Below are 22,495 nucleotides of genomic sequence, written 5' to 3' on the forward strand. Positions count from 1 at the left end.
GTGCAAGAGCCCCTTGCGCTATTGCGCCAGGGGCTTCGTCTATTCCGGGGCATCCGGTCCGACGGTTGGCGGCCAACGGCGGTCGCGGTGCACGCGGCTGCGATTATCCGCGTTCGCCCTCGACCATGGACATGCCCCGCCCGGAAGGGGTGTACGCGCGTGCCCGCACTTGTGCTGCTCGGTGCTCAGTGGGGTGACGAAGGCAAGGGAAAGGCCACCGACCTTCTCGGTGGCTCCGTGGACTATGTAGTGCGCTACCAGGGCGGCAACAACGCCGGCCACACGGTGGTCGTAGGTGACCAGAAGTACGCACTGCACCTCCTCCCTTCCGGAATCCTGTCTCCCGGCTGTACGCCGGTCATCGGTAACGGCGTCGTCGTCGACCCGTCGGTCCTGCTCTCCGAGCTGAGCGGTCTGAACGAGCGTGGCGTCGACACGTCCAAGCTCCTCCTCAGCGGAAACGCGCACATCATCACGCCGTACAACGTGACGATGGACAAGGTGACCGAGCGCTTCCTCGGCAAGCGGAAGATCGGCACGACCGGGCGCGGCATCGGCCCGACCTACGCCGACAAGATCAACCGTGTCGGCATCCGCGTGCAGGACCTGTACGACGAGTCGATCCTCACGCAGAAGGTCGAGGCGGCTCTCGACGTCAAGAACCAGGTCCTCACCAAGCTCTTCAACCGGCGCGCGATCGCCGTGGACCAGGTGGTCGAGGAGCTGCTGGCCTACGCCGACAAGCTCGCGCCGTACGTCTGTGACACCGTCCTGGTGCTCAACCAGGCGCTGGAGGAGGACAAGGTCGTCCTGTTCGAGGGCGGCCAGGGCACGCTCCTCGACATCGATCACGGCACGTACCCCTTCGTCACCTCGTCGAACCCGACCGCGGGCGGCGCCTGCACCGGCGCCGGCGTGGGCCCGACGAAGATCAGCCGGGTCATCGGCATCCTCAAGGCGTACACGACCCGCGTCGGCGCCGGACCGTTTCCGACGGAGCTGTTCGACGAGGACGGCGAGGCGCTGCGCCGGATCGGCGGGGAGCGCGGTGTCACCACCGGCCGTGACCGCCGCTGCGGCTGGTTCGACGCGGTCATCGCCCGCTACGCGACCCGCGTGAACGGCCTGACCGACTTCTTCCTCACCAAGCTCGACGTCCTCACCGGCTGGGAGCAGATCCCGGTCTGCGTGGCGTACGAGATCGACGGCAAGCGCGTCGAGGAGCTGCCCTACTCGCAGACCGACTTCCACCACGCGAAGCCGGTCTACGAGATGCTGCCGGGCTGGAACGAGGACATCTCCAAGGCGAAGTCCTTCGGTGACCTGCCGAAGAACGCCCAGGCGTACGTGAAGGCGCTGGAGGAGATGTCCGGCGCCCCGATCTCCGCGATCGGCGTGGGCCCGGGCCGGGACGAGACGATCGAGATCAACTCGTTCCTCTGACCGGTCCCGACGTCCGCGGGCCGCTCCTCGTGCACACGGGGGGCGGCCCGCTTTCTGTCGCCGGGAGAGTTCCCGGGAACGGGCATACGCTGAAGCCATACCCTCACGTGCGTCGGCCAGGAGAAGGTGAGTGCGATGCGCGTACTGCTCAAGGCGTCCATGGACACGGAGAAGGCCAACGAGGCCATCCGGAACGGCACCCTGACGAAGCTGATCCAGGAGTCGATGGAACAGATCAAGCCCGAAGCCGCCTACTTCACCACCGACCACGGCAAGCGCACCGCCTACGTGGTCTTCGACATGCAGGACAGCTGGCAGATGCCGGTCATCAGCGAGCCCTTCTTCCTCCAGCTGGACGCGGAGATCTCCTATACCCCGGTGATGAACATGGAGGACGTGCAGAAGGGCCTCTCCCAGCTGGGACGGTGAGCCGCGGGCTCAGCTGAAGACGATCATCGACCCCTGGGCGAGACTGCGGGTCACCGCCGCGTGCAGCCCGAGCCAGACGTGCCGTTCGCGGGCGAACGGGCTCGGGTCGTACGGGGCGGGAACGGCGGGTTCCTCCAGTTCCGTCGGGGCGAGCGGCGGCTGGGGCGCCGCCGGTGGGTTGGCCGGGTCGATCCCGATGGCCGGGGCGACCACCTCCAGCTCCCGCAGCAGGGCGTGCGAGGAGCCCAGCGGGCCGCCGCCCGCGAGGAGATCGTCGTCGGCGAGCGGCCCGGGGAAGTCGACGGGGACGTACGCGCCCGCGTGGTCGTAGTGCCAGACCAGGTGCGACTGCTGGGCCGTCGACTCGAACATCTCCAGCAACTGCTCGTAGTCGCCGCCCAGCTCGTCCACGGGCGTCACCGGCAGGCCGCACACCTGGAGCAGATAGGCGCGGCGCAGGAAGTGCAGCGCGTCGTAGTCGAAGCCCGCCACCGGGGCGACCTCGCCGGACAGTCCCGGCATGTACTGGTACACCGGCACCGGCGGCAGACCGGCCTCGGCGAGCACCTTGTTGTATTGCGCGAGTTCCTCGGCGAAGGGATTGTCCGGCGTGTGGCACAACACGTCGACGAGCGGTACCAGCCACAGGTCACAGGCCAAAGAAGGCTCCTCGCTCAGCGCGGTCGTCGGGTAGCACGGTGGTCAAGAAGGGTAGCGGTGCGCCGCGGTCACGGCTCCCGCCGTGCATGTCCCATACCCATACGGACAGCGGCGACGCGGGTCATCCGGCGGCGAGCCGCTCGATCAGGGTGAGCGAGTGCGCGTTGTACGCGGCGATGATCGCCCGGGCGGCGTCGTTGTCGCGGTCGATCAGGGCGTCGACCAGCTGGGTGTGACCGGCCCACAGCTCGCCGCGCAGATCGGTGAGCCGGCGCAGGTGCTGCACCGCGCAGACCCAGGTCTGCACGCGCAGCCGGTTGAGGAAGTCGGCGAGGTAGGGATTGCCGAAGCAGGCGCCGAGCTCGCGCCAGAAGCGCAGGTCGTAGCCTATGAGGACGCTGAGATCACCGGCCGCGGCGGCCCGCTGCGCCTCCTCGCCGCGCCTGCGGACCCCGGCGACCACGGCGGCGGACCGGGGATCGTCGGGCCGCACCGCGTTCGGCCGCCCCTCGGTGAGCGCGAGGAACATGCCCTCGATGACCAGCCCGCGCGCCTCGATCATGCCGCGGAAGTCGTCGACCGAGTACTCGTGGACCCGGAAGCCGCGGTGCTGGTCGGCGTCGAGGAGCCCCTGCGCGGAGAGGTCGACGAGCGCCTCGCGCACCGGCGTCGCCGACACCCCGTACTGCTCGGCGATCTCCTTGACCGTGAACTCCTGCCCCGGCTGGAGCCGCCCGGCCAGCACCTCGTCACGAAGCGCGTCGGCGATCTGCTGTCGCAGGGTGCTGCGCGTCACGGCGCCGTTGCCGGAGCTGGCGGGCATGGTCAGGGCGTCTCCCTCGTCGCGTTCGGGTGGCGTGCGCGTACATGGATGTCTACGAGCACGCCACCTTACGCGTTCGAATGAGGCGCGAGGATGTCGGTTACTGACGGGTTTACAGGTGTTTACCGCGGGTGTCCGGTCCACCGCGGGTGTCCGGTCCACCGCGGGTGTCCGGTCCACCGCGGGTGTCCGGTCCACCGCGGGTGTCCGGTCCACCGCGGGTGTCCGGTCCACCGCGGGTGTCCGGTCCACCGCGGGTGTCCGGTCCACCGCGGGTGTCCGGTCCACCGCGGGTGTCCGGTCCACCGCGGGTGTCCGGTCCACCGCGGGTGTCCGGTCCACCGCGGGTGTCCGGTCCACCGCGGGTGTCCGGTCCACCGCGGGTGTCCGGTCCACCGCGGGTGTCCGGTCCACCGCGGGTGTCCGGTCCACCGCGGGTGTCCGGTCCACCGCGGGTGTCCGGTCCACCGCGGGTGTCCGGTCCACCGCGGGTGTCCGGTCCACCGCGGGTGTCCGGTCCACCGCGGGTGTCCGGTCCACCGCGGGTGTCCGGTCCACCGCGGGTGTCCGGTCCACCGCGGGTGTCCGGTCCACCGCGGGTGTCCGGTCCACCGCGGGTGTCCGGTCCACCGCGGGTGTCCGGTCCACCGCGGGTGTCCGGTCCACCGCGGGTGTCCGGTCCACCGCGGGTGTCCGGTCCACCGCGGGTGTCCGGTCCACCGCGGGTGTCCGGTCCACCGCGGGTGTCCGGTCCACCGCGGGTGTCCGGTCCACCGCGGGTGTCCGGTCCACCGCGGGTGTCCGGTCCACCGCGGGTGTCCGGTCCACCGCGGGTGTCCGGTCCACCGCGGGTGTCCGGTCCACCGCGGGTGTCCGGTCCACCGCGGGTGTCCGGTCCACCGCGGGTGTCCGGTCCACCGCGGGTGTCCGGTCCACCGCGGGTGTCCGGTCCACCGCGGGTGTCCGGTCCACCGCGGGTGTCCGGTCCACCGCGGGTGTCCGGTCCACCGCGGGTGTCCGGTCCACCGCGGGTGTCCGGTCCACCGCGGGTGTCCGGTCCACCGCGGGTGTCCGGTCCACCGCGGGTGTCCGGTCCACCGCGGGTGTCCGGTCCACCGCGGGTGTCCGGTCCACCGCGGGTGCCCGGTGTCCACCGCGGGTACCTGGTGTCCACCGGCGGGTGCCCGGTCGCCACCGACGTGTGCTCGGTGTCTACCGCGTGTGCTCGTCCGCCACCGAGAGCGCCGCGTCCAGTAGCGCCAGGCCTTCCTTGAGCTCGGCCTCGCTGATGTTGCAGGGCGGCACGACGTGCGTCCGGTTCATGTTCACGAAGGGCCACAGCCCGCCCTTCTTCGCGGCGGCGGCGAAGGCGGCCATGGGGGCGTTCGCCTCACCGGCCGCGTTGTACGGCACCAGCGGCTCCCGCGTCTCACGGTCGCGCACCAGCTCCAGCGCCCAGAACATGCCCGTGCCGCGCACCTCGCCGACGCTCGGGTGCCGCTCGGCGAGCGCCCGCAGTTCCGGCCCGACGACGTCGGCGCCCAGCCGGGCCGCGTTCTCGACGACGCCCTCCTCCGCCATGACGTTGATCGTCGCCACCGCGGCAGCGCACGCCAGCGGGTGTCCGGAGTACGTCAGACCGCCGGGGTAGGGCCGCTTCCCGAACGTCTCCGCTATCGCCCCGGAGATCGCGACACCGCCCAGCGGCACATAGCCGCTGTTCACGCCCTTGGCGAAGGTCAGCAGGTCGGGCGTGACGTCGAACAGGTCCGCCGCGAACCACTCGCCGGTCCGTCCGAAGCCGGCCATGACCTCGTCCAGGACGAAGACGATCCCGTGCCGGTCGCAGATCTCCCGCACCCCGGCGAGGTAGCCGGGCGGCGGGACCATGATCCCGGCCGTGCCCGGGATGGTCTCCAGGATGATCGCCGCGACGGTCGAGGGCCCCTCGAAGCGAATCGTCGTCTCCAGGTGCTCCAGCGCCCGCGCGCACTCCTGCTCCTCGGTCTCCGCGTAGAAGCGGGAGCGGTACAGGTAGGGCGCCCAGAAGTGCACGACCCCGGCCGAGCCGCTGTCGGAGGCCCAGCGGCGCGGGTCGCCGGTGATGTTCACGGCCTGCTGCGTACCGCCGTGGTACGAGCGGTACGCCGAGAGCACCTTCGGGCGGCCGGTGTGCAGCCGGGCCATCCGGATCGCGTGCTCGACGGCGTCGGCGCCGCCGTTGGTGAAGAAGATCTTGTCCAGGTCGCCCGGGGTCCGCTCGGCGATCAGCCGGGCCGCCTCCGAGCGCGCCTCGATGGCGAAGGCGGGCGCGAAGGTCGTCATCTTCGCCGCCTGCTCCTGGATCGCGGCGACGATCTTCGGGTGCTGGTAGCCGACGTTCGTGTAGACGAGCCCGCTGGAGAAGTCGAGGTAGCGGCGGCCGTCGTAGTCCCAGAAGTACGACCCCTCGGCACCGGCGACGGCGAGCGGGTCGATGAGCTCCTGGGCGGACCAGGAATGGAACACGTGGTCACGGTCGGCGGCCTTGACGGCGGCGCCGGCTTCGGGGTTCGGCTGAGGGGTCATGCGGGCGAGCGTAGGCATGGGGGGCGGGGGCGGGAAATCGGCGTCGTGTGTGAGGTCTGGGGGTTTCCGCGACAGGTTGTCGACGGGAAGGTGTCGAGCGATGGACCTCTTGACAATATGCTGTCTATTGGACAGCATGTTGTCATGCAGGGAAGCAGAGGAGGAGCCATGAGCCGCAAGCCCGTCCATCTCGCCGTCTACGACACCCTCGCCGACTGGGAGACCGGCCACGCCACGGCCCATCTCGCCCGCGCCGGCCACGAGATCCGCACCGTCGGCCCGTCCACGTCCCCGGTGCGGAGCATCGGCGGACTGCGCGTCCAGCCCGACCTGGCGCTCGAGGATCTGCGCCCCGAGGACAGCGCGCTGCTGATCCTCCCGGGCGCCGACCTCTGGGACACCTCGGACGACCTCGCCCCCTTCGCCCGCACCGCCCGGGCCTTCCTCGACGCGGGCGTCCCGGTCGCCGCGATCTGCGGCGCCACCGCCGGACTCGCCCGCGAGGGCCTGCTCGACGACCGCGACCACACCGGCGCCGTCTCCTTCTACCTGGCCGCGACCGGCTACGCGGGCGGCGGACGCTACGTCGAGGCCGACGCCGTCACCGACGCCGGCCTGGTCACCGCGGGCCCCACCGAACCCGTCGCCTTCGCCCGGGAGATCCTCCGGCTGCTCGGCGTCCACGAGGGCGAGGTGCTGGACGCCTGGTACCGGCTGTTCCACGACTCCGACGCGGCGGCCTACGGGGTGCTGGAGAAGGCCGGCGCACTGTGAGCCGCGAGCGTCAGGACCTGCTCAGCGGCAGCGCGCTCGGGGTGTTCCGGCTCAACGGCCAGTTCCTCGCCGTCGCGGAGGAACTGGCCCGGCCCGCGGGGCTCACCGCAGCCTGGTGGCAGGTGCTCGGTGCGGTCCTCGGGGAGCCGCTGCCGGTCTCCGGCATCGCCCGCGCCATGGGCATCACACGGCAGAGCGTCCAGCGCATCGCCGACCTGCTCGTCGACAAGGGGCTCGCCGAGTACCGGCCGAACCCGGCGCACCGCCGCGCCAAGCTCCTCACGCCGACGGCCCAGGGGCGTGCGGCGATCGCCCGGATCGACCCCGGGCACACGGCGTTCGCCGACCGGCTGGCCGAGGCGTTCGGTCAGGCGGAGCTGGCGGAGGCCGTGCGGGTGCTGGAACGACTGTCGACGGTGCTCGACCAGGTGGGGACGCCCGGCACACCGCCTCCGCCTGTTACGGAACCGTAGACCGCGCCCAGGTCACCCGGCCCCCGCCCCGCACTATTCTCGGTCTGTTGCTCGCGTGTGGGGGGAAGGCGGCTGAGCGATGGAGAAGCTGGGGTCCGGGGATCCGCAGCAGATCGGTTCGTACCGGTTGCTGGCGCGGCTCGGCGCGGGGGGCATGGGGCACGTGTACCTGGCCCGCTCCGAGCGGGGCCGTACGGTCGCCGTGAAGCTGGTCCGCGAGGAGCTCGCCGCGCAGGAGGAGTTCCGGGAGCGGTTCCGGCAGGAGGTGCAGGCCGCACGCAGGGTCGGCGGGTACTGGACGGCGCCGGTGCTGGACGCCGACACCGAGGCGGCCGTGCCGTGGGTCGCCACCGGGTATGTCGCCGGGCCGAGCCTGCAACAGGTCGTCGGACACGACCACGGTGCCCTGCCCGAGCGGACGGTCCGCATCCTCGCGGCCGGGCTCGCGCACGCGCTCAAGGACATCCACGCGGCCGGCATCGTCCACCGCGACCTCAAGCCGTCCAACGTGCTGGTCACCATCGACGGCCCGCGCGTCATCGACTTCGGCATCGCACGCGCCCTGGAGACCGTGACGGACGGCGGGCTCACCCGCACCGGCGCGCTCGTCGGGTCGCCCGGCTTCATGGCGCCCGAGCAGGTGCGGGGCGACCGCATCACCCCGGCGTGCGACGTATTCTGCCTCGGCTCGGTCCTCGCCTACGCCGCCACCGGCGCCCTGCCGTTCGGCACCGCCAACAGCGGCGTGCACGCCCTGATGTTCCGCATCGCCCAGGAGGAGCCGGACCTGGAGGGCGTCCCCGAGGGCATCGCCGACCTCGTCCGGGACTGCCTGCGCAAGGACCCCGCCGCCCGGCCCTCCCTCGACCGCATCCTGCAGCGCACGGGCGCCGACGACACCGTCTCCGACGGCCGCGCCCTCGACCCGTGGCTGCCGAGCGCACTGGTGGCCCAACTGGGGCGGCACGCGGTGCGGCTGCTGGACACGGAGGATCCGGAGGGGGAGGCGGGGCAGGCCCGGCCCGCCGCCCGAGGGGTGCGGGGCCGTGACACGGGCGGCTCCGCCGCGCGGGCGCGACCGGCCCTCACCGGCCCGCAGCCGGAAAGCGACGCCGCGCAGCGGCCGGGTCCGGTCCCTGCGGACGAGTCCGGCCCCGGCCCCGGCCCCGCCCCCGAACACGCACCCGCCGCCGACGAGTCGTCACCGCGCCCGGCGTTGCCCCCGGCCCCCGCGACCGCGCCGGCGGCGACCCCCGGCCCGCCCCCGCCGGGCCTGCCGGGGCCGCAGGGCGGCGGGCCGTCGGTGAACCATCTGCCCACCATGGCCGCCGGGCAGAGCGCGCCCCCGGCACCTCACCACCTGCCGGGCCCGGGCGCCCCGCCCCACCCGCAGCCCCAGCCACAGGCACCCCCGTATCCGGCGTACGGCTACCCCCAGCAGCACCCGCAGCCCGGCACCCCGGGCGTTCCCCCGCCGCACCCCGCCTACGGCGGCCTCGGCTCCACCCCGCCCTACGGCCCGCCGCCCTACGGCACGACCCCGCCGTACGGCCCCCCGCAGCCCCAGCCGGCGCGCGGGGACGGCCGTTCCACCGCGCTGCTCGTCGTGATCGCCCTGGTCGTCGCCCTCGCCGCGGGCGGGTCGGTGTACGCGCTGATGCAGGGCGGCGACGACGGGGCCGACGACGGCCGTGGTGGCACGCAGAGCACCGGCCCGGCCCCGACCACCCCGGGCCCTTCCCCGACGACCTCGCAGCCGGACACCTCACCCTCCCCGGCGGACGGCACGATCCCCGCCGGGTACCTCGGCACCTGGACCACGACCATCGACAACGCCGACGGCGAGCACAGCCGTTCGCTCACCTTCCGGCAGGGCGAATTGGGCGACACGGTCCTGTCCCTCGTGGCCGACGGCCCGACCAAGGGCGGCGGCACCTACCACTGCGTCTTCGAGGGGCGGTTGACCGCGGAACCCGGCACCGACGGCGCGCTGCAGATCGGCCCGTCCACCGTCAAGGTCGGGCAGCCGCGCACCGCCTGCACCCCGGGTGCGGCCACCGAGGTGACCCTCCTCCCGAACGGCACGCTGGAACGCGTGAACACGAGCAGCGGGGAACGGCTGACGTACACGAAGCAGTGACCAACCCCCCTTGCTCACGTGTTTGTTGAACGTCGGGCGAATTCCGGCCGACGAAGACCGGGTGGGCGCTCGTGCAGCCGTACGGTGACCGGACGATCGAATCGGCCGGGCGGCGGCGGGGGCACCCACCATGGAGTGGTTGAGCGCGGAGAACCTCGTGGCCGTGGCCACGGCCTTTCTGGGCATCGTCGCCTCGGGCGTGATGGTCTGGTACGAACGCCGGGTACCGCGCCGTAAACGCCTCGGCTACCGCGTGCAGATGGACAACCCCATCGGTGACGACGTGCGTTCAGGCCGCGCCAACCGCCGCCTCGGCCTGTTCGACGAGGCTCCTGACATGTCCGACGCGACGCTGGTCCTGTTGCGCATCGAGAACGACGGCTCGCAGGGCATCGACCGGGACGACTACACCGGTCCCGAACTGCACGGCCTGACAGCGGTGTTCACCGGTCGCACCGTCCGCGGTGTATCGGTCACCCAGCCGTCGGACACCGACCACCTCATGGACCACTTCACCGCCGGCCGCGGCTTCGCCTACGATGGGCACACCCTGCGCATCCCGCGTGTCCCGCTCAACCGCGGTGACCACTTCAAGCTGCTCGTCCTCCTCTCCGGCGGTGACGTGGGCGACGAGATTCGGCTGGTGGGCGGCCTGCGTGACGGTGAGGTGCACCCCAACCGCAGTGCCACGCCGGACGAGAAGCCGCCGCTGTTCAGCCGGGCCGCGCGGCTGATCACCATCGCCCTCACGGCGAGTGTGGTCACCCTGGCGGTGATCGTCGTCGCCCAGGACGACACCCCTCCCCCGATCGGCTGCGCGAGCGGCACCCTCACCCTCACCGGCTCGACCGCGTTCGCGCCCGTCCTGCGCGAGGTGGCCGACAAGTACCAGCGGGACTGCGGCGGCGACCCCGTCATCGACGTGGACGCGCACGGCTCGACGGCCGGGATCCGGGAACTCACGGCCGCCGGTGCCCGGGCGAGACGGGACTCGGGGGGCACCCCGGCGGTGGTGGCCCTGTCGGACGGACCCAAGCCCGCCGGCCTGCCCGACCTGCGGGAGAACCGGGTGGCGGTGTCCGTCTTCGCGCTCGTGGTCAACGACGACGTGCACCTGACGAACCTGTCCACCGGTGACCTCCGGCGCCTCTACCGGGGCGAGATCCGCAACTGGCGGCAGCTCGGCGGCCCCGACCTGCCCGTGCACCTGGTCAGCCGGGACGCCAACTCCGGGACACGGCAGGTCTTCCAGCGCCGGGTGCTGGGCCGGGGCGAGATCGCCAACTCCTCCGTCGACTGCGTTCACAAGGACGACCCCACGGCAGCCGTCATCCGCTGCGAACTCGACTCGACCGAACAGGTCCTGGCGACGGTCGCCGGCCTCCCCGGCGCCATCGGCTACAGCGAACTCAACCTCGCCGGTCGCGTGAAGGGCCTGCACGCGCTCCGTCTGGACGGCGACCCCGCCTCGGTCGACGCCATCGAACACGGCGTGAGCGACTACCCGTACCGGGAGATCGAATACGCCTACACCTACGGCAGGCCCCCCGCCGACTCCCTGGCGTCGAGTTTCCTGACGTATCTGGCCCGCGGCAACGGCCAGGACATCATCCGCACCCACGGGCACCTGCCGTGCTGGACCCCGGAGGGGCTCACCCTGTGCGCGCAGGACAACGGGGGGCCGCCTGACTAGGCCGTTTCCTCAGTCGTAGGGGAAGTCGACGAACTTCCGGGCGTGGCCCTCCCCCCATGCCCCAAGATGGGTAGCGCTCTGTCAGAGCTGGGCGCATATCGGGGTGTTGTGACAGATCTTGTCGTGATGACCGTTGCCGACGGCGAGGGCAACGCCGTCTTCGAGGTCCAGTCCGACCTGGCGGGGCCGGACCTCGATCTGGCGGCAGACGGCGATGTGGTGGGCCGAGCGGAGACGACACTGCGGGAAGCTCCGGCACGGGTCCAGCCCGCGCTGGAGTGACGCCCGGCGTCCTCACCTCGGCTCCGGCGGCCGCTGGCGGGGCATGTTCGGTCGCGTCCCGCCGTGCGGCGGCACCGTGAACCGTCCGTTCACCCCCACCTCGGACCCGCGCCCCGGCGCCGGGAACGCCACGGCCTGCAACCCAGCCGGCGCGGCACACCCCGACCGGAACTCCCCCATCCAGTCCGCCGTCTCCACCCGCACCAGCTCCGTCACGTCCTCGGAGAACCTCCGCAGCACCCCGAGGCACCGCTCGGCGGCCTCGCCGGCCGTCCCCTCCGCGGGCCCCAGCACCTCCCGCACGCTCTCCGCCGCCCAGTCGAACTGCAGCGCCTGCAGTCGTCGCTGCACGGCCTGCGCGGTGGCCACGTCCCGCATCCACCCGGACGTCACCCCGAAGTACCGGTCGACGGCCACGCACGCCGCCCCCAGCAACAGCGCCAGGCACCCCCAGGGGGCGATCCCGCCCGCGACCCCGGTCAGATCCAGCAGCGGCAGCGCGACCCCGGTGACCGCCCCCACCGCGGCCCCGCAGCGCAGCACCCGCGCGCACCGCCGCTTCGACACCCGGTCGGCGAGATACCAGGCCGCCGTCCGCAGCGCCCCGCGCTCCACCCACCGGTACAGCTCGTCCAGCCGGACCGCCGGCTCGCCCCAGTCCCCGAGCGGGAAGACCCGCCCGGTCAGATCGCCCGGCCGCAGCCCGGCCGCCGCCTGCTCGCCCCGCCCGTCCTGAGGCGGCCCCTCGGGCTGCATCTCCGGCTGACCCACCCGGCACTCCTCACTGACCACGAATGACCACGTACGGTTCACCCACCGATCACGCTGCGCGATGGACGAAAGTCCGCATCCGGAACGCGCCCGACCCTTCCTACCCCCCAATGGGTGGCGAAGACGTAGCTTTCGCCTCTTTTCCGCCCGGAAGTATTCCTTGATCAGGTATAGGGCGCGAGGGGGACTCACTCGAAAGAGTGCCGGGGCGACGGCAGCCCCGACCACGTAGGCTCGTGCCGAACGGGAAAACCTGTACCGAGCAAGGAGCTGATCGTGATCCCCGGTGGTGGCCAGCCCAATATGCAGCAGCTGCTCCAGCAGGCCCAGAAGATGCAACAGGACCTGGCACAGGCGCAGGAGGAACTGGCGCAGACGGAGGTCGACGGGCAGGCGGGCGGCGGTCTGGTGACGGCCACCGTCACCGGCGCCGGCGAGCTGCGCGCCCTGAAGATCGACCCGAAGGCGGTGGATCCGGACTCCGCGTCCGCCGAAGAGACGGCCGAGACCCTCGCCGACCTGGTCGTGGCGGCCGTCCAGGCGGCCAACGAGAACGCGCAGACGCTCCAGCAGCAGAAGCTGGGCCCGCTCGCACAGGGTCTGGGCGGCGGCGGCATCCCCGGCCTGCCGTTCTGACCCGGCGCACCGCCTTCCTCGGACAGGCGGCAGACAACTACGGTACGTACGGGACGGTACGCACCGACCCCGAAGACCCAGGAAGGGCAGTCCGTTGTACGAAGGCGTGGTCCAGGACCTGATCGACGAGCTGGGGCGGCTGCCCGGCGTCGGTCCGAAGAGCGCCCAGCGGATCGCCTTCCACATCCTGCAGGCCGAGCCGACGGACGTACGGCGTCTCGCACAGGCCCTGATGGAGGTCAAGGCGAAGGTCCGCTTCTGCGCGACCTGCGGCAACGTCGCACAGGAGGAGCTGTGCAACATCTGCCGCGACGCCCGCCGCGACCCGGCCGTCATCTGTGTGGTCGAGGAGCCGAAGGACGTCGTGGCGATCGAGCGCACGCGTGAGTTCCGGGGCCGCTATCACGTCCTGGGCGGCGCGATCAGCCCGATCGACGGGGTGGGCCCCGACGACCTGCGCATCCGGGAGCTCCTGGCCCGGCTCGCCGACGGCACGGTCACCGAGCTGATCCTCGCCACGGACCCGAACCTGGAGGGCGAGGCGACGGCGACGTACCTCGCCCGCATGATCAAGCCCATGGGCCTGAAGGTCACCCGCCTGGCCAGCGGCCTCCCGGTGGGTGGGGACCTGGAATACGCGGACGAGGTCACCCTCGGACGCGCCTTCGAGGGGAGACGACTCCTAGATGTCTGACGCCACGCTGCACGCGACCGACCAGAACCCGGACGATTTCGCGGTCCAGATCGCGGACCAGATCGAGAGCTTCCTGGTCGCCGTCACAGAGGTAGCCAAGGGCGACGAGCCGGAATCGGCCGTGCCCTTCCTCCTCCTGGAGGTGTCCCAGCTCCTGCTGGCCGGCGGCAGGCTCGGCGCGCACGAGGACATCGTGCCCGACGAGCGCTACGAACCCGACACGGGCCCCGAGGCGGACGTCGACGAGCTCCGCGAGAACCTGGCCCGCCTGCTGGACCCGATCGACGTCTACTCCGAGGTCTTCGACCCCTACGAGCCGCGCAAGGCCCCGGTGCCGGCCCGGATCTCCGACGACCTCACGGACGTCATCACGGACCTGCGTCACGGCATGTCCCACTACCGGGCGGGCCGCACCACGGAGGCCCTGTGGTGGTGGCAGTTCTCCTACTTCTCCAACTGGGGCTCCACCGCCTCGGCGAGCCTGCGGGCCCTGCAGTCGGTCCTCGCCCACGTCCGCCTCAACCAGCCCCTCGCCGAACTCGACGGCCTGGACACGGACCAGGGCATGGGCGACGACACGCTGGAGATCGAGGCGGGCCGGGTGATGGTGGAGGAGATCGCGGAGCCACTGGGGCTGCGCCGGGCCAAGTAGCGGGCCTCACCGGCCCACGGCGATGGTCAGCGCGTCGGGGTCGACGTACGGAGCGGTCGGCGTCGGCTCGCTGTACCACCTGAGCGGCCAGGTGTTGCCCTCCAGTGCGGGGATCCCGATGTACGTGACCGTGACCGTATGCGGGTCGCGACCGCCCAACTGCTGTACTCCCAGGGGCCAGTCCCGTCCGCGCACCACCCCGGGTGCCAGCAGGAAGTACACCCACCGTGGCCCGCTCGCCTCGCACACGACCGGCCCCGCGTCCCCGTCCGCCGCCTCGATCAGCCGCTCGGCCGCCAGCTCGCCCCGCACACCCTCGACCCGGACGGCGTCGAAATGCACGCCTGCCACGTGGAGTTGATGTCCTGCCGCCGGAACCCACTCGGGGCGGTGAATCGCGTGCCGAACCGGGGGCTGTCAGTCGCGCCACTGAGCGGCCAAGCATGATCCGTACGCAGGCTCTCAGTACCGCTGAGTCGGCCCGTTTCGTCGAGCGGATGGTGGATCAGACATGAGTGACCAACTGCGCTGGGTCAAGTCGAGCCACAGCGACTCCGAGGGCGGCGCCTGCGTCGAAGTCGCCCTGTCCACCCATGTCCACGTCCGTGACTCCAAGACCCCGGCGGGCCCCGAGCTCCAGGTCGCGCCCTCGGTCTGGGCGGCGTTCCTCTCCGCTGTTCACCGCTGAGGCCGCCCACCGGACCTTTCAGAGCCGTACGGCCGTCCCCGTCACGCCGATGCCCGTGTCCGGTTCCGCCGGTACCGTCACGGTGATCGTGCTGGGGCGTCCCAGGTCCACGCCCTGGTGAATCGTCAGGGTGGCAGGGGTCGGTACGAGGCCGAACTCACGCAGGTAGCCGCCGAACGCGGCGGCCGCCGCCCCCGTGGCCGGGTCCTCGACCACACCGCCGGGCGGGAACGGGTTGCGGGCGTGGAAGACGGTGGGTGACTCCCGCCAGACCAGGTCGATCGTGGTCCAGTCCCGGCGGGCCATGAGGGCGGTGAGCGCGGCCATGTCGTAGTCCAGGTCCGCCAGCCGCTCGCGGCTCGCGGCGGCGATGACCGGGTGCCAGGCCCCGGCGAAGGCGACCCGGGGCGGCAGCGCCGGGTCCAGGTCGCCGGCGGACCAGCCCAGGATCGTCAGCAGCTCGGCGAGGTCGCCCTCCTCGAGCGGGACGCTGCGCGGCGCGACGCTCACCAGCGTCGCCACGAGGCTGCCGTCCGCCGCCCGGTCGGTGGTGACGGTGACCGGGCCCGCGGGGGTGCGCAGCAGCAGCCGTCCGGTGCCGTGCCGCTCCGCGTGCGCCACGGCCGTGGCGATCGTCGCGTGGCCGCAGAACGGCACCTCGGCGAGCGGGCTGAAGTACCGCACGTCCAGGGGGCCTTCGCCGGAGTCCACCACGAACGCGGTTTCCGAGTAGCCGACTTCGGCCGCTGTCGCCAGCATCGCCGCGCCGTCGGCGCCGCTCGCGTCGAGCACCACCCCCGCGGGGTTGCCGCCCTCGGGATCCGTGCTGAACGCCACGTAACGCAAGATCTCCATGCCCCGACCGTAGCGCCCAACGCCCGCTCACGCAGCGTGATTTGGAGGCTCCTTGTACGTCTGCTGTACGCGGGCTGCACGGGCCCTGACCGGTGGAACGCGAGGCTGGAGTCACTTCCACCGCGCAGAACGCGGAGGGAGGCAGACTCCCCTCGATCCCACTGGAGACGTCATGGACCGCCGCCCCGCCCGCCGGCGCACCGCCATAGCCGCCACCGCCGCCGCAGTCCTGGCCGCCGGCACCTTCGCTTTCGGAGCCGGGGTCGCCGGAGCGGACGCGCAGAGCAAGAGCAGGAAGCACGCCGAGCCGGTGACCAAGGCGCAGGTGCTCGGGCTGTTCGACGACTGGAACGCCGCGCTGCAGACCGGTGACCCGAAGAAGGTCGCCGACCTGTACGCCAAGGACGCGGTGCTGCTGCCGACGGTCTCGAACCAGGTCCGCACCGACAGAGCCGGGATCGTCGACTACTTCGAGCACTTCCTGCAGAACAAGCCCGTCGGCACGAAGGTCGAGTCCGTCGTCGACGTCCTCGACCGCGACACCGTCATCGACACCGGCGTCTACGAGTTCACGCTCACCGACCACGAGACGGGCGAGAAGAGCACGGTCGAGGCCCGCTACACCTACGCCTACGAGAGGCAGCCGGGCGGCAAGTGGCTGATCGTGAACCACCACTCCTCGAAGATGCCGCAGGGCTGAGCCCGGTCAGCCGCCCCGGTGGGACGCCCGTAGCGTGATCGTCACGCACAGGCCGTCGCCGCCCGGCACGTCCGTCAGCGCCACCGTCCCGCCGTCGTCCGTCACCAGCTGTCTGACGACGGCGAGACCGAGGCCGGAGCCGGACTTCCCGGTCAGGCCCTGGCCCCGCCAGAACCGGTCGAAGGCGCGGGACTTCTCGGCGTCCGACATGCCGGGCCCCTCGTCCAGGACCCGTACCTCCACGACCTCGCCCCGGGGTTCCACCCGCACGGTGATCGTCCCGCCGTCGGGCGAGACCTCCAGGGCGTTGGAGAGCACGTTGTCCAGCATCTGGTCCAGATGACCGGGGCTGGACAACACAGACGGCCGGCCGTCGGTACTCCCCCTGAGCGCGATGGTGACACCGCGTTCGTCGGCGGCCGGCCTCCACACGGCGAGCCGCTCCCGCACGATGTCCAGCAGCGGGAGCGGCTCGGCCGCCGTCACCCTCGCCTCGGCCCGGGCCAGTACCAGCAGCCCGCTGACCAGCCGGCTCATCCGCACGACCTCCGCCGTCGCCTGCTCCACGTCCTCCCGCACGAACTCGTCGTCCACGCCGTCGGCGATGTTGTCCAGGGACAGCCGCAACGCCGTGAGCGGGGTGCGCAGTTGGTGGGAGGCGTCCGCGACGAAGATGCGCTGGGCCGCGATGAGCGTGTCCAGGCGTTCGGCGCCCTGGTTGAGGGTGCGTGCCAGGGTCTGGGTCTCGGGCGGGCCCGTCACGGGGGAGCGGGCGGTCAGATCGCCGTCGCTGAACTTGCTGGCCATGTCGTTGAGCTGGCGCAGCGGCCGGGTGAGGCGCCGGGCCACCCCGACGCCGAGCAGGGCGGCCACCCCGAGGACGAGCACGGCGAGGACCGCCCGGAAGCCCCAGATCTGCCACAGCCGGCTGGTCATCTCGCCGGTCGAGTACACGATGCGTACCGCGCCGACGACCCGGTCCGTGCCGGCCGCCCGGGCGGGCACGGTGATCACCAGCTCGGGGCCCCAGATGAAGGAGGAGCCCCAGTCCGTCGTGGGGGTGCCGTCCTTCAGGGCCTTGGCCAGGGCCGCGTCCGGGGTGGGCCGCGGCAGGTCCGCGGGGCAGTTCGCCGTGCGGGTCACCTGGATCTCGTCGTCGTAGGCCCTGGCCATCTCCTCCAGGGCCTGGCAGGAGGCGGCACGGCCGTCGCCGAGCAGCAGGGCCATGGCGTCGGCCTCGCGCGTGACGGCCGACCTGGTGTCGTCGCGCAGCTGATCCGTGAGCGTGAACGCCACCGGCACGGTGAACAGTGCGATGGCGACCGCGACGAGCAGGACGTAGCTGCGGACGAGCTGACGGATCATGAGACGCCGCCGCTCCCGTCCGGTACGCCGCCTCGGCCGGAGCTGCCGCGTGTGCCCGGCCCGCCGTCCCCGCCCGACCCGCCGCTTGAGCCCAGTCCGCCGCCTGGGCTGCTGCTAGGGCCCGGTCCGTTGCTCGTGCCTGGGCTGCTGCTTGCGTCCGGTCCGCTGCGCGTGCGTGGGCTGTTGCTTGCGTCCGGTCCGTTGCTCGTGCCTGGGCTGCTGCTCGCGTCCGGTCCGCCGCCGGTGCCTGAGCCGCCGTTTCCGCCCGGTTCGGCGCTGGTGTCCGCGCTGCCGCCTCCGCCACTCCCGCCGCGCCCGTCCGCCTCGGTACCCCCGGTGATCTCCAGCCGGAAGCCGACCCCGCGGACCGCCTCGATGGTGATCGCGCCCGCGAGTTTGCGGCGCAGCGCCGCCACGTGCACGTCCAGCGTCTTCGTCGGGCCGAACCAGTTCGCGTCCCAGACCGCTTCCATGATCTGCTCGCGCGACATCAGCGCCCCGGGCTCCTCGGTGAGGAAGGTCAGCAGGTCGTACTCCTTGGGCGCGAGGGCGACCTCCGCGCCGTCCAGGCGCACCCGGGCGCCCCTGCGGTCGATCGTCAGACGGGTGCCGTAGCGGTCGGGGCCCGCGTCGGGCGTCCCCGTGGGGGTGCGGGACAGGGTGCGGCGCATGACCGCCCTGATCCGCGCGATGACCTCCCGGACGCCGAACGGCTTGGAGACGTAGTCGTCCGCGCCGAGCTCCAGCCCGACCACCCGGTCCGTCTCGTCGCTGCGCGCGCTGATCACGATGATCGGGACGTCGCCCCGCTCGCGCAGCGCCTTGCAGACGTCCAGGCCGTCGGTGTCGGGCAGGCCGAGGTCCAGCAGGACGACGTCGTAGGGACCCTCGTGTTTCAGGGCCGCCCCGCCCGTGGTGACCCACTCGACCTCGAAGCCGTAGCGCCTGAGGCCACGGCGCAGGGACTCGGCGACCGGTTCATCGTCTTCCACCAGGAGTACGCGCACAGCCGAACCCTAGTGCTTGAAAGTTGGGCGACCGAGGCCGTGGCTCGTGCGATTGTGACGCCGGGCACTTTCCCGAGTGGCCCGTGCCCAGATGGGCATGAGCGACTCTGGACGGGCGGCCCGAGATCTCACCATGCGATATCGCGGAGGGGTTTTTCGGACGCTCGTTAGACTGAGCCGACCGCGGTACGAATGCGTATGAGCGGATAGAGACGGATTGAGCGAGGAGCGCACGTGGGCCTTGTCGTGCAGAAGTACGGAGGCTCCTCCGTAGCCGATGCCGAGGGCATCAAGCGCGTCGCCAAGCGGATCGTGGAAGCGAAGCAGAACGGCAACCAGGTGGTTGCCGTGGTTTCCGCGATGGGCGACACGACGGACGAGCTGATCGATCTCGCCGAGCAGGTTTCCCCGATGCCTGCCGGGCGCGAGCTCGACATGCTGCTGACCGCCGGAGAGCGGATCTCCATGGCCCTGCTGGCCATGGCGATCAAAAAGCTGGGCCACGAGGCCCAGTCGTTCACCGGCAGCCAGGCGGGTGTCATCACCGACTCGGTCCACAACAAGGCCCGGATCATCGACGTCACGCCGGGCCGGATCAAGACCTCGGTGGACGAGGGCAACATCGCGATCGTGGCCGGTTTCCAGGGCGTCTCCCAGGACACCAAGGACATCACCACGCTCGGCCGCGGCGGCTCCGACACCACCGCGGTGGCCCTCGCCGCCGCCCTCGACGCCGACGTCTGCGAGATCTACACCGACGTCGACGGCGTGTTCACCGCCGACCCGCGCGTGGTGAAGAAGGCCCGGAAGATCGACTGGATCTCCTTCGAGGACATGCTCGAACTGGCCGCCTCCGGGTCGAAGGTGCTGCTCCACCGCTGTGTGGAGTACGCCCGCCGGTACAACATCCCGATCCACGTCCGGTCCAGCTTCAGCGGACTTCAGGGCACATGGGTCAGCAGCGAGCCGATTACGCAAGGGGACAAGCAGGTGGAGCAGGCTCTCATCTCCGGTGTCGCGCACGACACCTCCGAGGCCAAGGTCACGGTCGTCGGCGTGCCGGACAAGCCGGGCGAGGCGGCTTCGATCTTCCGCACGATCGCCGACGCCGAGATCAACATCGACATGGTCGTGCAGAACGTGTCCGCCGCCTCCACGGGCCTGACGGACATCTCCTTCACGCTGCCGAAGACCGAGGGCCGCAAGGCCATCGACGCGCTGGAGAAGAACAAGGCCGGCATCGGCTTCGACTCGCTGCGCTACGACGACCAGATCGGCAAGATCTCCCTCGTCGGCGCCGGCATGAAGACCAACCCGGGCGTCACGGCCGACTTCTTCACGGCCCTGTCCGACGCGGGCGTCAACATCGAGCTGATCTCGACCTCCGAGATCCGCATCTCGGTCGTGACCCGCGCCGACGACGTGCCCGAGGCCGTCCGCGCCGTGCACTCCGCGTTCGGGCTCGACTCCGACAGCGACGAGGCCGTCGTCTACGGGGGCACCGGCCGCTGATGGCCGACCTCCGACTGGACGCCCGGACCGTACGGTCCGGGCGTCCGACGCTTGCCGTGGTGGGGGCGACCGGAGCCGTCGGCACGGTCATGCTCCGGATCCTGTCCCAGCGGGCCGACGTCTGGGGCGAGATCCGGCTGATCGCCTCCCCGCGCTCGGCCGGCCGCAAGCTGACCGTGCGCGGCGAGGAGACCGAGGTCCTCGCGCTCACCGAGGAGGCCTTCGACGGGGTGGACGTCGCCATGTTCGACGTCCCCGACGAGGTCGCCGAGCGGTGGGCGCCCGTCGCCGCCGCCAAGGGCGCGGTGGTCGTCGACAACTCCGGCGTGTTCCGGATGGACCCGGACGTGCCGCTCGTGGTGCCCGAGGTCAACCCGCACGCCGTGCGGATGCGCCCGCGCGGGATCATCGCCAACCCCAGCTGCACGACGCTCTCCATGATCGTCGCCCTGGGCGCGCTGCACGCCGAGTTCGGGCTGCGTGAGCTGGTCGCCTCCTCGTACCAGGCCGTCAGCGGCGCCGGGCGCGCCGGGGTGGAGACCCTGCGCCGGCAGCTGTCCCTGGTCGCGGGCACGGAGCTGGGCGTGCACCCCGGTGACGTGCGCCGGGCCCTCGGCGACGACACCGGGCCCTTCCCCGAGCCGGTCGCGCTGAACGTCGTGCCCTGGACCGGTACGGCGTGCGAGGACGGCTGGTCGTCGGAGGAGCTGAAGGTGCGCAACGAGGCCCGCAAGATCCTCGGTCTTCCCGGCCTTCCCGTGGCCGTCACCTGTGTACGGGTGCCGGTGATCACCACGCACTCGGTGACCGTGCACGCCCGCTTCGAGGGCGAGGTCACCGTCGACAAGGCCCGCGAAATTCTCGCCACGGCGCCCGGGGTGGTGCTGTTCGACAACCCCGACGCGGGGGAGTTCCCGACCCCCGCCGACGTGGTCGGCACGGACCCGACCTGGGTCGGGCGGGTCCGGCGTGCGCTGGACGACCCCACGGCGCTCGAACTGTTCGTGTGCGGGGACAACCTGCGCAAGGGCTCCGCGCTCAACACCGCCCAGATCGCCGAGGTGGTCGCGGCCGAGCTGTCCTGACGGTGTGAGCCGGCGAACAGCGCGACCGTCCCCGGCCGCAGGTCGCCCGGTGTCGTCGCGTTCCGGCCCGCGTAATCCCCCGGCCGATGTCAGAGGTGGTTTGTAGGATCTGTGCACGACATGTGAGCCGATCGATGATCCGGACCACTTGTCGGTGGCGCTTCGGCATCAGAGGATTTACCTCCCCGCTCTCCGCAACCGCGCGAAGGGCGGGGAGCGTCTTTGCGGTCGCCCTTCGGCCGTGGGAGCGCTTACAGGCGTGGGGACGCCTGGAACCGGGCGTGGGGACGTCCGTTCACATTTGGATATAAGGGAAGAGCGGGACGCATGAGGGCCATGAACGCACCATCGACTGTGCTGCCTGACGCGGGTAGACCGGCAACGGCGACGGTCGGCGTGAAAGTGATGCCCGGCACGTACAACCCTCACGGGGGTCAGCGTGTCCAACAGGCGTGGCAGCAGAAGTACTCGACTTCAGTGCGGCGCGCGGCACGGTCCTTCGACCGCCCCGCCCGGCGGCTCTTCGACCCCGCATGGCCGGTACGCCCGGTGGCATGCCGGTGATCGCGCCCGTGCCCGCAGCGCGGCCGGCCCGCATACCCAACCAGCGTGATGGCGCAGAGGACGGCGTGGCGGCCGGCACCTCCGTCGACCACCTCACCGAGACCTACCGCGCGCACTACCGCTCGCTGCTGGGTCTCGCCGCTCTGCTCCTCGACGACACCGCCTCCTGCGAGGACGTCGTCCAGGAGGCGTTCATCCGTGTCCACTCCGCCCGCAAGCGCGTCCGGGACCCCGAGAAGACCCTGGCGTACCTGCGCCAGACCGTCGTCAACCTCTCGCGTTCCGCGCTGCGCCGCCGCATCCTCGGCCTGAAGCTGCTGTCGAAGCCCATGCCCGACATGGCCAGCGCCGAGGAAGGTGCCTACGACCAGCTGGAGCGCGACTCCCTCATCAAGGCGATGAAGGGGCTGCAGCGCCGCCAGCGCGAGGTGCTGGTGCTGCGCTACTTCGCGGACATGACCGAGGCGCAGGTCGCCGAGACGCTCGGCATATCACTCGGCTCCGTCAAGGCCTACGGATCGCGCGGTATCGCGGCGCTCCGGCTGGCCATGGAGGAGCCGGTATGAGTGACCGCAACGGCACGGGCGCCAACGGGCGCGACCGCCCCGAGCCGGTCGAGCGCCTGGGAGAGTGGCAGGCGCCGACAAGGCGGTACAGGCAAGATCCGAAGCAATCGCACGC

The 22,495-nt window shown here is 71.7% G+C and carries 22 protein-coding genes and 1 pseudogene; 15 read left to right on the forward strand and 8 right to left on the reverse strand.

The window, feature by feature from the left end; translation table 11 throughout:
- Window positions 1–159 precede the first annotated feature (159 nt).
- Entirely contained in the window at window positions 160–1,443 is a 1,284-nt protein-coding gene (locus FDO69_RS28385) for an adenylosuccinate synthase (protein ID WP_104783217.1), read from the forward strand.
- A gap of 135 nt (window positions 1,444–1,578) precedes the next feature.
- Window positions 1,579–1,872 (forward strand): hypothetical protein, encoded by a 294-nt coding sequence (locus tag FDO69_RS28390; RefSeq protein WP_104783220.1) that lies wholly within the window; start codon window positions 1,579–1,581, stop codon window positions 1,870–1,872.
- Between the two features lie 9 nt (window positions 1,873–1,881).
- Here FDO69_RS28390 and FDO69_RS28395 read toward each other — a convergent pair whose 3' ends face one another.
- From FDO69_RS28395 to FDO69_RS28405, 3 genes are all read right to left on the reverse strand, one after another.
- Complete coding sequence (locus tag FDO69_RS28395; protein WP_104783223.1) at window positions 1,882–2,532, reverse strand: hypothetical protein; 651 nt, start codon at window positions 2,530–2,532, stop codon at window positions 1,882–1,884.
- Between the two features lie 121 nt (window positions 2,533–2,653).
- Window positions 2,654–3,355, reverse strand: a complete 702-nt coding sequence (locus FDO69_RS28400) for a GntR family transcriptional regulator (RefSeq protein ID WP_104783226.1) — start codon at window positions 3,353–3,355, stop codon at window positions 2,654–2,656.
- A gap of 1,212 nt (window positions 3,356–4,567) precedes the next feature.
- Window positions 4,568–5,923 carry an aspartate aminotransferase family protein gene (locus FDO69_RS28405; protein WP_104783323.1) on the reverse strand — a complete coding sequence of 452 codons (1,356 nt, stop codon included), beginning with the start codon at window positions 5,921–5,923 and terminating at the stop codon, window positions 4,568–4,570.
- Window positions 5,924–6,091: 168 nt separating this feature from the next.
- Here FDO69_RS28405 and FDO69_RS28410 point away from each other — a divergent pair, with 168 nt between their 5' ends.
- The 5 genes from FDO69_RS28410 to FDO69_RS41360 all read left to right on the forward strand — a co-directional run bounded on the left by FDO69_RS28410 (window position 6,092) and on the right by FDO69_RS41360 (window position 11,285).
- Window positions 6,092–6,697, forward strand: a complete 606-nt coding sequence (locus tag FDO69_RS28410; RefSeq protein ID WP_104783232.1) for a type 1 glutamine amidotransferase family protein — start codon at window positions 6,092–6,094, stop codon at window positions 6,695–6,697.
- Window positions 6,694–7,170 (forward strand): MarR family winged helix-turn-helix transcriptional regulator, encoded by a 477-nt coding sequence (locus FDO69_RS28415; RefSeq protein ID WP_104783234.1) that lies wholly within the window; start codon window positions 6,694–6,696, stop codon window positions 7,168–7,170. Before FDO69_RS28410 ends, FDO69_RS28415 begins: the two co-directional genes overlap by 4 nt.
- Window positions 7,171–7,249: 79 nt before the next feature.
- Window positions 7,250–9,310: a serine/threonine-protein kinase gene (locus tag FDO69_RS28420; RefSeq protein ID WP_104783237.1), complete on the forward strand. Its 2,061-nt coding sequence runs from the start codon at window positions 7,250–7,252 to the stop codon at window positions 9,308–9,310.
- Window positions 9,311–9,440: 130 nt separating this feature from the next.
- Window positions 9,441–11,003 (forward strand): substrate-binding domain-containing protein, encoded by a 1,563-nt coding sequence (locus FDO69_RS28425; protein ID WP_104783240.1) that lies wholly within the window; start codon window positions 9,441–9,443, stop codon window positions 11,001–11,003.
- A gap of 126 nt (window positions 11,004–11,129) precedes the next feature.
- Window positions 11,130–11,285: a hypothetical protein gene (locus tag FDO69_RS41360; protein WP_159030658.1), complete on the forward strand. Its 156-nt coding sequence runs from the start codon at window positions 11,130–11,132 to the stop codon at window positions 11,283–11,285.
- Window positions 11,286–11,297: 12 nt separating this feature from the next.
- On the opposite strand, the gene FDO69_RS28430 is transcribed toward FDO69_RS41360, so the two are convergent.
- Window positions 11,298–12,056: an SLATT domain-containing protein gene (locus FDO69_RS28430; RefSeq protein ID WP_104783243.1), complete on the reverse strand. Its 759-nt coding sequence runs from the start codon at window positions 12,054–12,056 to the stop codon at window positions 11,298–11,300.
- Window positions 12,057–12,332: 276 nt separating this feature from the next.
- On the opposite strand from FDO69_RS28430, the gene FDO69_RS28435 reads away from it, so the two are divergent.
- The 3 genes from FDO69_RS28435 to FDO69_RS28445 all read left to right on the forward strand — a co-directional run bounded on the left by FDO69_RS28435 (window position 12,333) and on the right by FDO69_RS28445 (window position 14,038).
- Complete coding sequence (locus FDO69_RS28435) at window positions 12,333–12,692, forward strand: YbaB/EbfC family nucleoid-associated protein (protein ID WP_104783246.1); 360 nt, start codon at window positions 12,333–12,335, stop codon at window positions 12,690–12,692.
- A 94-nt stretch (window positions 12,693–12,786) separates the two neighbouring features.
- Entirely contained in the window at window positions 12,787–13,386 is a 600-nt protein-coding gene (gene recR, locus FDO69_RS28440; RefSeq protein ID WP_030897911.1) for a recombination mediator RecR, read from the forward strand.
- A complete protein-coding gene (locus FDO69_RS28445) occupies window positions 13,379–14,038 on the forward strand; it encodes a DUF5063 domain-containing protein (RefSeq protein ID WP_104783249.1) in 660 nt (219 codons plus the stop codon). The genes recR and FDO69_RS28445 overlap by 8 nt, the downstream gene beginning before the upstream one ends.
- 6 nt (window positions 14,039–14,044) lie before the next feature.
- Here FDO69_RS28445 and FDO69_RS28450 read toward each other — a convergent pair whose 3' ends face one another.
- On the reverse strand, window positions 14,045–14,389 hold the full coding sequence (locus FDO69_RS28450; RefSeq protein ID WP_234388149.1) for a hypothetical protein: 345 nt from the start codon (window positions 14,387–14,389) through the stop codon (window positions 14,045–14,047).
- 160 nt (window positions 14,390–14,549) lie between these two features.
- Between FDO69_RS28450 and FDO69_RS28460 the strand changes: the two genes are divergently transcribed.
- Window positions 14,550–14,726: a DUF397 domain-containing protein gene (locus tag FDO69_RS28460; RefSeq protein WP_104783255.1), complete on the forward strand. Its 177-nt coding sequence runs from the start codon at window positions 14,550–14,552 to the stop codon at window positions 14,724–14,726.
- Window positions 14,727–14,744: 18 nt separating this feature from the next.
- On the opposite strand, the gene FDO69_RS28465 is transcribed toward FDO69_RS28460, so the two are convergent.
- The gene (locus FDO69_RS28465) at window positions 14,745–15,581 is read right to left on the reverse strand and encodes a PhzF family phenazine biosynthesis protein (RefSeq protein WP_104783258.1); all 837 of its coding nucleotides are present in this window, start codon (window positions 15,579–15,581) and stop codon (window positions 14,745–14,747) included.
- 172 nt (window positions 15,582–15,753) lie between these two features.
- On the opposite strand from FDO69_RS28465, the gene FDO69_RS28470 reads away from it, so the two are divergent.
- Window positions 15,754–16,281, forward strand: coding sequence for an SgcJ/EcaC family oxidoreductase (locus FDO69_RS28470; protein WP_104783261.1), 528 nt, complete (start codon window positions 15,754–15,756; stop codon window positions 16,279–16,281).
- Between the two features lie 6 nt (window positions 16,282–16,287).
- Here the strand turns inward: FDO69_RS28470 and FDO69_RS28475 are convergent, their stop codons facing one another.
- Both FDO69_RS28475 and FDO69_RS28480 read right to left on the reverse strand, forming a co-directional pair.
- Window positions 16,288–17,646 carry a sensor histidine kinase gene (locus FDO69_RS28475; RefSeq protein WP_104783263.1) on the reverse strand — a complete coding sequence of 453 codons (1,359 nt, stop codon included), beginning with the start codon at window positions 17,644–17,646 and terminating at the stop codon, window positions 16,288–16,290.
- Between the two features lie 317 nt (window positions 17,647–17,963).
- A pseudogene (locus FDO69_RS28480) lies at window positions 17,964–18,653 on the reverse strand (response regulator transcription factor); the annotation flags it as partial.
- Between the two features lie 234 nt (window positions 18,654–18,887).
- Between FDO69_RS28480 and FDO69_RS28485 the strand changes: the two are divergent.
- The 3 genes from FDO69_RS28485 (at window position 18,888) to FDO69_RS28495 (ending at window position 22,380) form a co-directional block, all read left to right on the forward strand.
- Window positions 18,888–20,165, forward strand: a complete 1,278-nt coding sequence (locus tag FDO69_RS28485; RefSeq protein WP_031140483.1) for an aspartate kinase — start codon at window positions 18,888–18,890, stop codon at window positions 20,163–20,165.
- Window positions 20,165–21,250, forward strand: a complete 1,086-nt coding sequence (locus FDO69_RS28490) for an aspartate-semialdehyde dehydrogenase (protein ID WP_104783266.1) — start codon at window positions 20,165–20,167, stop codon at window positions 21,248–21,250. Before FDO69_RS28485 ends, FDO69_RS28490 begins: the two co-directional genes overlap by 1 nt.
- Before the next feature lie 554 nt (window positions 21,251–21,804).
- Complete coding sequence (locus tag FDO69_RS28495; RefSeq protein WP_104783269.1) at window positions 21,805–22,380, forward strand: SigE family RNA polymerase sigma factor; 576 nt, start codon at window positions 21,805–21,807, stop codon at window positions 22,378–22,380.
- Window positions 22,381–22,495: the final 115 nt, after the last annotated feature.

The organism is Streptomyces tibetensis (genome assembly GCF_007655005.1).
Classification (GTDB): Bacteria; Actinomycetota; Actinomycetes; order Streptomycetales; family Streptomycetaceae; genus Streptomyces; species Streptomyces tibetensis.

What these genes read in the sequence shown, in the direction of transcription:
- FDO69_RS28390 (WP_104783220.1), top strand. Translation starts at nt 1,579, where the DNA reads ATGCGCGTACTGCTCAAGGCGTCCATGGACACGGAGAAGGCCAACGAG.
- FDO69_RS28405 (WP_104783323.1), bottom strand. Translation starts at nt 5,923, where the DNA reads ATGACCCCTCAGCCGAACCCCGAAGCCGGCGCCGCCGTCAAGGCCGCC.
- FDO69_RS28490 (WP_104783266.1), top strand. Translation starts at nt 20,165, where the DNA reads ATGGCCGACCTCCGACTGGACGCCCGGACCGTACGGTCCGGGCGTCCG.
- FDO69_RS28465 (WP_104783258.1), bottom strand. Translation starts at nt 15,581, where the DNA reads ATGGAGATCTTGCGTTACGTGGCGTTCAGCACGGATCCCGAGGGCGGC.
- FDO69_RS28470 (WP_104783261.1), top strand. Translation starts at nt 15,754, where the DNA reads ATGGACCGCCGCCCCGCCCGCCGGCGCACCGCCATAGCCGCCACCGCC.
- FDO69_RS28400 (WP_104783226.1), bottom strand. Translation starts at nt 3,355, where the DNA reads ATGCCCGCCAGCTCCGGCAACGGCGCCGTGACGCGCAGCACCCTGCGA.
- FDO69_RS28445 (WP_104783249.1), top strand. Translation starts at nt 13,379, where the DNA reads ATGTCTGACGCCACGCTGCACGCGACCGACCAGAACCCGGACGATTTC.
- FDO69_RS41360 (WP_159030658.1), top strand. Translation starts at nt 11,130, where the DNA reads ATGACCGTTGCCGACGGCGAGGGCAACGCCGTCTTCGAGGTCCAGTCC.
- FDO69_RS28460 (WP_104783255.1), top strand. Translation starts at nt 14,550, where the DNA reads ATGAGTGACCAACTGCGCTGGGTCAAGTCGAGCCACAGCGACTCCGAG.
- FDO69_RS28425 (WP_104783240.1), top strand. Translation starts at nt 9,441, where the DNA reads ATGGAGTGGTTGAGCGCGGAGAACCTCGTGGCCGTGGCCACGGCCTTT.
- FDO69_RS28475 (WP_104783263.1), bottom strand. Translation starts at nt 17,646, where the DNA reads ATGATCCGTCAGCTCGTCCGCAGCTACGTCCTGCTCGTCGCGGTCGCC.
- FDO69_RS28495 (WP_104783269.1), top strand. Translation starts at nt 21,805, where the DNA reads ATGCCGGTGATCGCGCCCGTGCCCGCAGCGCGGCCGGCCCGCATACCC.
- FDO69_RS28410 (WP_104783232.1), top strand. Translation starts at nt 6,092, where the DNA reads ATGAGCCGCAAGCCCGTCCATCTCGCCGTCTACGACACCCTCGCCGAC.
- FDO69_RS28420 (WP_104783237.1), top strand. Translation starts at nt 7,250, where the DNA reads ATGGAGAAGCTGGGGTCCGGGGATCCGCAGCAGATCGGTTCGTACCGG.